General features: G+C 70.8%; 10 protein-coding genes. 3 read left to right on the top strand and 7 right to left on the bottom strand.

What is annotated here, in order from left to right:
• Positions 1-67: 67 nt before the first annotated feature.
• The 4 genes from AB0M47_RS40375 to AB0M47_RS40360 all read right to left on the bottom strand — a co-directional run bounded on the left by AB0M47_RS40375 (position 68) and on the right by AB0M47_RS40360 (position 3,060).
• Positions 68-547 (bottom strand): MaoC family dehydratase, encoded by a 480-nt coding sequence (locus AB0M47_RS40375; RefSeq protein ID WP_363423676.1) that lies wholly within the window; start codon positions 545-547, stop codon positions 68-70.
• Between the two features lie 83 nt (positions 548-630).
• A complete protein-coding gene (locus AB0M47_RS40370) occupies positions 631-876 on the bottom strand; it encodes a DUF3040 domain-containing protein (protein WP_363423673.1) in 246 nt (81 codons plus the stop codon).
• 93 nt (positions 877-969) lie between these two features.
• A complete protein-coding gene (locus AB0M47_RS40365) occupies positions 970-2,199 on the bottom strand; it encodes a transglutaminase-like domain-containing protein (RefSeq protein WP_363423670.1) in 1,230 nt (409 codons plus the stop codon).
• Positions 2,200-2,478: 279 nt separating this feature from the next.
• Entirely contained in the window at positions 2,479-3,060 is a 582-nt protein-coding gene (locus tag AB0M47_RS40360; protein WP_363423669.1) for a WHG domain-containing protein, read from the bottom strand.
• Positions 3,061-3,133: 73 nt separating this feature from the next.
• Here AB0M47_RS40360 and AB0M47_RS40355 point away from each other — a divergent pair, with 73 nt between their 5' ends.
• On the top strand, positions 3,134-4,375 hold the full coding sequence (locus AB0M47_RS40355; protein WP_363423666.1) for an FAD-dependent monooxygenase: 1,242 nt from the start codon (positions 3,134-3,136) through the stop codon (positions 4,373-4,375).
• Here the strand turns inward: AB0M47_RS40355 and AB0M47_RS40350 are convergent.
• Positions 4,345-5,817, bottom strand: a complete 1,473-nt coding sequence (locus AB0M47_RS40350) for a PrsW family intramembrane metalloprotease (protein WP_363423663.1) — start codon at positions 5,815-5,817, stop codon at positions 4,345-4,347. The two genes, AB0M47_RS40355 and AB0M47_RS40350, sit on opposite strands and share 31 nt — an antisense overlap.
• Positions 5,814-6,296 carry a hypothetical protein gene (locus AB0M47_RS40345; protein WP_363423661.1) on the bottom strand — a complete coding sequence of 161 codons (483 nt, stop codon included), beginning with the start codon at positions 6,294-6,296 and terminating at the stop codon, positions 5,814-5,816. Before AB0M47_RS40345 ends, AB0M47_RS40350 begins: the two co-directional genes overlap by 4 nt.
• Positions 6,297-6,393: 97 nt before the next feature.
• On the opposite strand from AB0M47_RS40345, the gene AB0M47_RS40340 reads away from it, so the two are divergent.
• On the top strand, positions 6,394-7,080 hold the full coding sequence (locus AB0M47_RS40340; RefSeq protein ID WP_363423658.1) for a toxin glutamine deamidase domain-containing protein: 687 nt from the start codon (positions 6,394-6,396) through the stop codon (positions 7,078-7,080).
• Between the two features lie 24 nt (positions 7,081-7,104).
• On the opposite strand, the gene AB0M47_RS40335 is transcribed toward AB0M47_RS40340, so the two are convergent.
• On the bottom strand, positions 7,105-8,736 hold the full coding sequence (locus AB0M47_RS40335) for a RecQ family ATP-dependent DNA helicase (protein WP_363423655.1): 1,632 nt from the start codon (positions 8,734-8,736) through the stop codon (positions 7,105-7,107).
• Between the two features lie 171 nt (positions 8,737-8,907).
• Here AB0M47_RS40335 and AB0M47_RS40330 point away from each other — a divergent pair.
• A partial coding sequence (locus AB0M47_RS40330) for a GTP-binding protein (protein ID WP_363423653.1) occupies positions 8,908-9,603 on the top strand: 696 nt, incomplete at its 3' end.

Below are 9,603 nucleotides of genomic sequence, written 5' to 3'. Positions count from 1 at the left end.
GCCTAGGCGGGCCGACGGCCTAGGCGGGCCGACGGCCTAGGCGGGCCGACGGCCTAGGCGCGGTTGCTCAGGCCGTGCTCTCCTCGGGTTCGTGCACGAGCAGCACGATCTCCCCGGTGGCCGCCTTCTGAACCTTGTCGCCGGTCTCGACCTCGTAGACCAGGCCGAGCACCAGCTCGGTGAAGCCGCGCGGCCGGGGCCGGTGACCGGTCAGCGTGGCCGAGAGGCGTACGCGGGAGCCGACGGGCACCGCGGCGCGCAGTTTCAGCTCGCGCAGCCCCTGGTTGACCATCATGTCGATGCCGTCGATGACGAACACCTCGCCGATCAGCGACGGAGCGAGGGAGATCGTCAGAAAGCCGTGCGCGATGGTGCCGCCGTAGGGGCCGGCCGCCGCCCGCTCCGGGTCGACGTGGATCCACTGGTGATCCCACGTCGCGTCGGCGAACAGGTCGACCTGCTTCTGCGTGATCTCGTGCCAGGAGCTGGCGCCGAGCGGTTCGCCGAGCTGGGCGGCGAGGTCACGGACGTGGATCGTCTGGGTCACGGCAGGGCTCCTCGGGTACGCGGACGCCTGTGATCTTACGGCCCGCCGGCCCGAGCCCCGTGCACGGGCGTACCTGGCGTAGCTCAGACGCGGGTGTACCAGAGCCGGGCGGTCACCGAGATCAGGACGACGGCGACCACGGCGGCCACGAGCGCTCCCGCCGCGACGACGAGCAGCGGCATCAGGCACCACATGGCGGCGCAGACGACCAGCGGCCACCGGCCGGGCGGCGGCTCGCCCCGGGACAGCGCGACCGCCAGCCGAGGACTGCTGGCTTCCAGATTCCGTTCGATGACTTCGAGCTGACGCCGCTCTTCGCTGGTGAGCACCGCGAACTCCCTCCGGGCGACCGTGCGTTGCGGCGACATACCCGGATCTGGGCGTACACACACTCCTTGCGGTCAGTTCGGCACAGTCCGGGGTCAGCCGGAGATACGGAATACCAACGGTTGTGGCGTCAACTCTCCCGACGGCGTACGCACCGCGACGGTCGCCGCGTGCGACCCGCCCGACGTGGGCAACGGCCAGACCGGATCGGCTGCGTCGACCACGTGACTCTTCCCGTCGTGCTGCACTGCGTACCCGTTGGTGAAGGGATGACGGCTGGAGAACCGCGTGGCCGGCGCCCCGTCGCGGACGTCGATGCTGATCCCGATCTCCGCGAGATCGGGGTACGCGTCCTGAGGCGACCCGACGAGCAGCTGGCTGGGTCGCAACTGGTGCTGGAAGTGGGGGATGAACGGAGGTTTCGCCCAGGTCGCGCCGGTCGTGCTGATCTGGTGGAAGTAGGTGAACCACCAGGCGGTGGTGGCCGGCTTCAACGGCCCGTCCGCGGCGAGCAGGGTAGGCTGCCGTCCCTCGGCGAGCGCCGTCTGAAGCTCCAGCGTGGACAGTGGAGCCGAGCCGAACGTCCAGTACGCGCCGTTCTGCCCGTCGAGGACGACCCACTGTCCGAAGTCGTCGATCCACGCCTCGCTGACCACGTGGCCCTTGCCCCACCCGGCGTGATGATCCCGCTGCCGCAGACTGAGCCGCCGCGCCGGGATGCCCGCCGCGTTGAGCGCGTGCGACAACACGGTGCTGTACTCGACGCAGGCGAACCGCATGCCGTCGTCGTCTACGTGCCGCAGCACGTCGACCGCGTCCTCGTCGTCGCCGACGTGGTCGTTGGCGTGCTCCCAGCGGTTCGTCACCCAATGCAGCAACGTCACGGCCCGGTGCCAGGAGGAGCCCGACAGCTCTGGCAACAGTGGACGGAGCTGCTCCTCGCGCTCGGGCGTGGTGCGGAACAACTCCAACGGCAGCTTCGGCGTCAGCGACGGCCACACCACCAGTTCCAGGGGTGCGGGCGGGAGGTTCGCGGCCAGCTTCGCCTGAAGCTGCGGCCAGTCGGGCTCGGCTTCGAACGCCCGCTCGATCTCGCCCTCGAACAGTTCGGGCTGGAAGAATCCGCCGTCCAGCGCCTCCAGCAGGAAGTCCCGGGCCTCCTCTGTACGCCCCAGCCGGGCGGCGGCGATCGCACACCCTGGCGCCCACATGCGGGACCAATGCTCGTCCGCGCGGAGGCGGGCCACGAGCGTGAGCAGGTTCTCGTCGTCCTCGGCGCGCATCAAGTCCTCGGCCTGGATGCGTAGCTGAACCCCGTCGGTCATGCGCGCCATTGTCGCGCGGGGTGGCTGACTTTCGCCGCCCGCTCGTGCGGCGGACGCTTGTACGGCGGGTGGCTGCGTCGGGCGGCGGGCGGCGGGCGGCGGCGCGGGTGGCTGCGTTGCGTCGGGCGGCGGACCGTGGGCGTTTGGTTGATCTTGGCGACTTTCGGTTGCCAGAGCGACACTTTCTGGCCTAGATCAACTAGTCGACGCTGACTGGCGCGAAAGCGGCCGGCCCCGTCGCGGCGAGCGGCCCGGACACGGGAGGGCGGCCACCCGGGGTCAGGGAGCGTAGCCCCGTACGGTCGCGGCGATCGCTTCCAGCCAGAGCCGTCGCGCTCGGCCCGGATCGCCGAGGAATCCCTTGAGCTCCAGCGACGCGAGTCCGTGGACGAGCGCCCACAGGTGGCGGCCAACGTCGACCGGTTCGTGGTCGCCGAGCCGGCCGGAGGCGGCGGCGCGACGCAGCGTACGCAGGACGCGGTCGAAGCTCCGGTAGTAGAGCGCTTGGGCGTCGTGGTCGAGGTCGACGCCTTCGCCGAGGTAGATCCCGTACACGTGGGGTCGTTCGAGGGCGGCGGCTCGGTAGGCGAGTGCGAGGTCGGGCAGTTCGTCGAGGGGGTCGTCGCGTTCGGGGACGGCTTCGTGGTGGCGGCGCATCGTTTCGGCCGCCTCTTGGGCGAGCGCGGTCAGCAGTCCGCTCTTGTCGCCGAAGAGGCTGTAGACCGCTCGGGTGCTCGTTCCGGCGTCGTCGGCGACCCGCCGGACGCTGACGGCTCCTGGCCCTTCGTCGTGCAGCACGGCGGCGGCCGCGCTCAGTAGGGCGTCCCGAGCCTGGTCGCCGTGTTCTTTCGGTCGTCCCACGCTCGACAGGATAGCGCAACAGTGTTACGTTACGTCGTAACGAAACACTGTAACGAAAAGCGGGGGAGGGGTCATGAAGTACGACGTGGTGGTCGTGGGCACGCGGGTGGCCGGGGCGGCGACCGCGCTGCTGCTGGCCCGGCAGGGCGTACGCGTCCTCGCCGTGGATCGGGCGCGAGCGGGGAGCGACACGCTGTCCACCCATCAGATCCAGCTTCCGGGTGGGGCCCGGCTGCGCCGCTGGGGCCTGCTCGACCAGGTCGCCGCGACCGGCTGCCTGCCCGCGTCCTCGGTGCGCTTCGACAGCGGGTACGCCGTGCTCTCCGGCGCGTACCCGGAGGTGGACGGCGTCGGCGCGGTCTACAGCCCCCGGCGTACGCTGCTCGACGTCCTGCTGCAGGAGGCGGCGGCGGAAGCGGGAGCGACGCTGCGGGACGGCTTCGTCGTCGCGGGACTGCGTACCGGGAGGGATGGCCGGGTGACCGGCATCCGGGGCGCGGCCAAGGGCGGCGTCGCCGAGGACATCGAAGCCGACCTGGTGATCGGGGCGGATGGCAAGCACTCCACCGTCGCCCAGGCCGTCGGCGCGGCGACCTATCTCGACCGTGGCGCGACCGCCGCGGCGTGCTACGCGTACTTCGAAGGGCTGCCCGTCGCCGGTGGCGAGGTCTACGTCCGCCCGGATCGCATGGTCGGGCTGTGGCCGACCAACGACGGGCTCACCATCGTCTTCCTCTCCGTCCCGGCGGCTCGCTTCGCCGCGATGCGTACCGACTTGGACACCGCGTTCCGGGAGTCGGTCGGCGGCGTGGCGGACCTCGGCCCCCGGCTGGCCGCGGCGACGCAGGCGGAACGGCTGCGGGCCACGCCCGATCTGCCGAACCGGTTCCGGACGCCGCACGGGCCGGGCTGGGCATTGGTCGGCGACGCGGGCGTGGTCATGGATCCCTGCACGGGTCTCGGCATCGGGCACGCGTTGCACGACGCCGAGCTGTTCAGCGAGGCCGTGCTCACCGGCGACTTCAGCCACGCGCACCAGGTGCGTGACGCGTACCGGCGCCCGGTGTTCGACATGACGACGCGGCTGGCCGCACATTCGCCGGACCGCACCGGCGCCGTGCTGTTCCCGGCGATCGCCCGCGATCCCCGTCTCGTCACGGAGTTCCTCGGCGTGCTGACCGGGATCACTCCGCCGGACCGCTTCTTCCGCCCGGGGCGGCTACGTCGCATCGTCGGCTGGCGCGGGCTCGGCCGTCTCGCCCTCGCGCGGGGGCACGCCCGGGCTCAAGCGGGCGCGCCGGCCTTCAGCCGGTAGATGCGCTGGCGCAGAGCCTCCTCGGCGCCTGGCGGCGCGTTCTCGCCACGTTCGCGCCGCCAGCGGGTGAACGCCAGCTCCAGCTGCGCGGTGTGCAGGCGGTTGATCTGCTGGTACGCCGAAAAGCTGCCCTCGCGCAGCGTACGCAGCCGCAGGCGGAACCGCCGTGAGGCGTTCAGCAGCAGCGACACCTCGTCCGGGGTGACCGCGCCGAGCCGGTTGGCCGCCTCGGCCCGCAGCTGCCGGTGCAGCGACCGGGTCTCCTGACGCAACGCCACGATCACCAGCGTGAGCAGCACGAGGAAGGCAGGTCCCTTGAGGACGATCAGGTTGGCCGGCTGGACGATGAACAGCTGGACGTTCGCGTCGCTGGACTCCCAGTAGAAGTGACCCATGGCGCAGAAGTCCCAGACGAGGTGGGCGGCGATGGCGAACAGGAGCCCGCCGGTCGCGACCATGATCCGGCGCGGCCAGTCTTTGAGCTGCGTGGCCAGTCCGACGCCGGCCCCGATGATCCCGGCGTACGTGGCGTGGCTGACGAGCAGCCCGGTGACCTGCCGGTACCAGTGCTGGTAGAGGACCGAGTCGAAACCCTGCGTCATGTACGACATGGACTCCGCGAACTGGAAGCCGAGCCCGACGCACGCGCCGATGACCAGACCGCTGAGCATGCCGTCGATCCGCCGCCGGCACAGGAGCACGAGGACCACGACACCGGACGCCTTCACGAACTCCTCCGGGAAGGCGGCCGCCGCCGCGTGCCCGATGACTGCCGCGGTACCCGGCTGCACATCCGATCGGATCACCGCGTGCATCATGCCCTCGACGATCTGCGCGAAGTACGAGGAGACGACCGAGCCCCAGCCGAACGCGGCCAGCACCAGCCACCACGGCGGTTTGCGGTTGCGCTGCATCCGCCGGAACGTCCACAGCGCGAACGTCGTGGTGGGGATGCTCAGCAGCGCGCCCCGCCAGGAGATCCCGACCTCCAGCAGCAGCAGGAGCAGCATCAGCAGCGCCGGGACGCCGAACACCACTCCGCCGCCGATCGCCCACACGCGCCACTGCGTACGCGGCCCGCCGCCGGCGAGCCGGACCGCCATGAGGACGATGGCGGCCGCGATCGCACCCATCAGGACGACGGCGACGACGACCAGGTTGGCTACCCCCAGACCGGTCAGCGCCGGATCGTCGGCTCGGACGATCGCGATCAGGGCGGCGAGCGCGATGACGAGAAGGACGCCGCCGCAGACCGCGAAGGCGGCGGCGATCCGTCCGACCCGGTACTCCGCCGCGTCCACTGATGACGGCGGGGGCAGTGGCCGGACCAGCACGGGTCGCCAGGATTGCGGCGATGGAGGCAGGTAGCGCTGCGGCGGGACCGGCGGCCGGTGATCCGCCGGCGGGTTCCCGGGCAGCCGGCTGCCCGGCGGTGCGGTCACTGATCGATCTCCACGTGCACCCGGGCCAGGACCTCGACCGCGCGCCCGTTTCGAATTCCCTCCAGGACGAACTGATAATCCCCGGCCGGCACTGCGGACGTCCTGCTCAGCGGCACCGGGTCGCCGACGAGCTCGTCGAGGTTGCCGAGGTCTTCGCTGTGCGCGCGGTGGCCGAGGGAGTCGTACCAGGTGGCCCGGACGGGACCGGTCGGGCCGTCCTCGACGGCGTGCTCGGCGATCGCTGCGGCCGGGATCTCGCCTGCCCGGAACGTCGCCTGGGTCGAGCTGGCGACCTTTCCCGTCGAAGCGTCGTACGCGTACAGGCGGATCGGCAGGGGTGACCGGCGTTCGGGTGCGGTCGGCCAGCTGGCGACCAGCACGACGGCCGTGGCGACCAGGACGAGCGCGGCGAACAGACCCAGGATCGTCAACACCCGCACGGCCGGGGTGGTCTGATCGGCGTCCGACGGGTCAGCCATGGCGCCCCTTTCGTCTGGCATGGGTTACCCTAGCCGAATCCCAGGCCGATGACGTCCTTCTGCACTGACCACTGTCGACACTCCTGAGTGGATGGTAATGCTGCTGCGAGTGCCGGCTGACGGCGTGCCGATCGACTGCGGTGGGGTGGCCGACGGCCTGACCGGCTGCTACGGCAAGCTCCCCGCGATCGGCATCGCGACGGTCGCGGCGATCGCGGTGGCGGCTGTCATCGGCCACGCCGTTCTCGCCGTGCTCATGCCGCAGCTGTTCAACCGGCTCACCGGTGTGCCGGAGGCCGGTTCGCCGGATCCGGATGTCCTCGCCGGATCGGCGGATTCGGCGAACCAGCAATGGCGGGGCGAGGCCTCGACGACCGTTCGCGGCGGTACGTACTTCACGCCCAGTCCGCCCGGCCTCAAGGATCTGATCAACCCCGGCGGCGGAACGGTGAATTGCCGAGCCTGTGCGCTCGCCCTGGATTTCACTCTCGCCGGCGCGCCCGCCACGGCCCTGCCGGGGATCGCCGCCGGTCCCCACGATTTCCTCGAAACGCATTTCAGCGGCAGCAAGTTTCACAAGGTCATCGGGCTGAGCGGCGTGGTGGAGGCGATGGCGAAGGCCGGTCCGGGGGCTCGGGGCATCGTGTACGCGGCGACGGCCTCCAACGGCCATGTCTGGAACGTGGTCAACGACAACGGCGAGATCGTCTTCCTCGACGGCCAGAACGGCGTGGCCGACCACGTGTCGACCTGGCGCTATTACGAGCTGCTGCTGACGACCTGACCGGCGAGGGAGACGGGGGAAGGATCAGTCGAGGGCCAGCAGGTTGCGGGCCTTGACCGCCTTGAGGGCCAGCGTCCGGTAGCCGACCGACTCGAAGAGCACCGTGATCCGGTCCTCCTCCTCGCGCATGACGATGCCGGCGCCCCACTCCGAGTGGCGTACGCGCGACTGCACGGCGAAGCCGGTGTCCAGGCCCGCCTTGTCCTCGGCCGTCCCGGCGGCGCAGGTGTCGCAGTTGCCGCACAGCGCGTCCAGTTCTTCGCCGAAGTAGCCGAGCAGGAACTGGCGGCGGCAGTCCTCGGTCTCGGCGTACCCGCGCATCATCTCGACGCGGGTCAGCTCGATCGTGCGCATCTGCTCCGCCTCCTCGGCGGCTGCCTCGACGGCGTCCGAGACGCTGACCGAGTCCATCCACTCCAGACCGTCCGGGGTGGTCAGCACGGCCAGTGCCTCCTGGAGGAGGTTGACCGAGCGGGTCACCCGGGCCCGGCTCACGTCCAGCTTCGCGGCGACGTCGTCCAGCTTGATCGGCCCGCCGGCCTCCTTGACCGTCGTGGCGACCTGCCGCAGCAGCTCCTCGTCGACCTTGCCGGAGGTGAAGAAGCGGGGCAGCCGCAGATCCTCGGGGCGGAAGTACAGCACGGCGGTCGCCGCCTGCCCGTCCCGGCCGGCCCGGCCGATCTGCTGGTAGTACGAGTCGAGCGACTCGGCCGGGGCGGCGTGCAGGACGAACCGCACGTCCGGCTTGTCGATGCCCATCCCGAAGGCGGAGGTGGCGACCACGATCGCCCGGTCGGAGTGCAGGAAGGCGTCGTGCACCTCGGCTCGCTCGGTCGCCGACAGCCCGGCGTGGTACGCGTACGCCTCTTCGCCGGCGTCGCGCAGCGCCTTGGCGTACTCCTCGGTCTCGCCGCGGGTCTGCACGTAGAGCAGGCCGGGCGGGTCGAGGGCGACCACCCGGTCGACGATCTCGCGCCGCTTCTCGCGCTCGGTGACCTCCCGCGACACCTCGAGCCGGATGTTGGGCCGGTCGAAGCCCTTGACCAGCTCGACCGCGTCGCGCATGGCGAGCCGTTCGAGGATGTCGGCGCGGACGGGCGGTGAGGCGGTCGCGGTGAGCGCGATGACGGTCGGGTGGCCGAGCCGGGCGACGACTTCGCCGAGCCGCAGGTAGTCCGGCCGGAAGTCGTGGCCCCACGAGGAGACGCAGTGCGCCTCGTCCACCACGAACAGCGACGGCTTGGCCTCGGCCAGCTCGGCGACGACCTCGTCCTTCGCGAGCTGCTCCGGCGCGAGGAACAGGAACTCGGCGCTGCCGGTCTGGATCGCCTCGAACGACGCGTCGTTGGCCCGGTCGGACCGCGACGAGTTCACCACGTGCGCGTCCGGCCCGCCGCGCCCGAGCAGTCCCTTGACCTGGTCGCGCTGCAACGCGATGAGCGGCGACACGACGATCGTCGGCCCGCCGACCAGCACGGCCGGCACCTGGTAGATCGCCGACTTGCCGGACCCGGTCGGCGAGACCACCAGCGTGTCCCGGCCCGCGACCACGTGCTCCATCGCCTCCGCCTGCGCCGGGCGCAGGCTCTCCCAGCCGAAGGTCGTCCGCGCCACATCGCTCAGCCGCTTCAAGGTCTCGCTCATCGCCTGGCTCATGCACGGCATCCTCGCACGCGAAATCCAGTTGCCGTTCCGCGGTGGTCCCTGTTTGCTCAGCTTGTACGCACGAAGCAGCGACCACGTGAAGTGGCTTGAGGTTGGGAGATCCGATGCGAGGACGTTCTCTGCCCCGTCCGATTTCCGCCTACGCAGAGGACTTCTCGCTTCGTGCCTACTCTTCGTCCAACTCTCAATCTCGGAATCCTGGCGCATGTCGACGCCGGTAAGACCAGCCTGACCGAGCGGCTGTTGCTGTCGGCCGGGGTGATCGACGTGCTCGGCAGTGTCGACTCCGGCAGTACGCAGACCGACTCCCTGGAGCTGGAACGCCGCCGGGGCATCACGATCAAGTCGGCGGTGGTGTCGTTCGAGCTGGACGGCACGGTCGTGAATCTGATCGACACTCCGGGGCATCCGGATTTCATCGCCGAGGTCGAGCGGGTCCTGGGTGTCCTCGACGGTGTCGTGCTGGTCGTGTCGGCGGTCGAGGGCGTGCAGGCGCAGACGCGGGTGTTGTTTCGCACCGTACGCCGTCTCGGTCTGCCGGTGATCGTGTTCGTGAACAAGACCGACCGGACAGGCGCGGACGTGCCGGGGGTGCTGGCGCAGATCCAGGCCCGGCTCGGTGCGCCGGTCGTGCCGATGCCCATAGGCGATTCCGCTGTGGACGTGCTCACCGGCCAGGACGACGACCTGCTGCAGGCGTTCGTCGACGGCACACTGTCCGATGCCGCGGTGGAGGCCTCGCTGCGGCGGCAGTCGCAAGCCGGGATGGCGCTGGCGGCGTACGCGGGGTCGGCGATCACCGGCGACGGCGTGGACGCCCTGCTCGCGGCGTTGCCGGGGTTGCTGCCGTCGCGGTGC

It is taken from the genome of Hamadaea sp. NPDC051192 (genome assembly GCF_040682475.1).
Taxonomy (GTDB): domain Bacteria; phylum Actinomycetota; class Actinomycetes; order Mycobacteriales; family Micromonosporaceae; genus Hamadaea; species Hamadaea flava.
Note: the sequence above shows the minus strand (reverse complement) of the source record. Positions and strands in the feature narration are given on the sequence as shown.

What these genes read in the sequence shown, in the direction of transcription:
- AB0M47_RS40340 (WP_363423658.1), top strand. Translation starts at nt 6,394, where the DNA reads ATGCTGCTGCGAGTGCCGGCTGACGGCGTGCCGATCGACTGCGGTGGG.
- AB0M47_RS40345 (WP_363423661.1), bottom strand. Translation starts at nt 6,296, where the DNA reads ATGGCTGACCCGTCGGACGCCGATCAGACCACCCCGGCCGTGCGGGTG.
- AB0M47_RS40355 (WP_363423666.1), top strand. Translation starts at nt 3,134, where the DNA reads ATGAAGTACGACGTGGTGGTCGTGGGCACGCGGGTGGCCGGGGCGGCG.
- AB0M47_RS40335 (WP_363423655.1), bottom strand. Translation starts at nt 8,736, where the DNA reads ATGAGCCAGGCGATGAGCGAGACCTTGAAGCGGCTGAGCGATGTGGCG.
- AB0M47_RS40365 (WP_363423670.1), bottom strand. Translation starts at nt 2,199, where the DNA reads ATGACCGACGGGGTTCAGCTACGCATCCAGGCCGAGGACTTGATGCGC.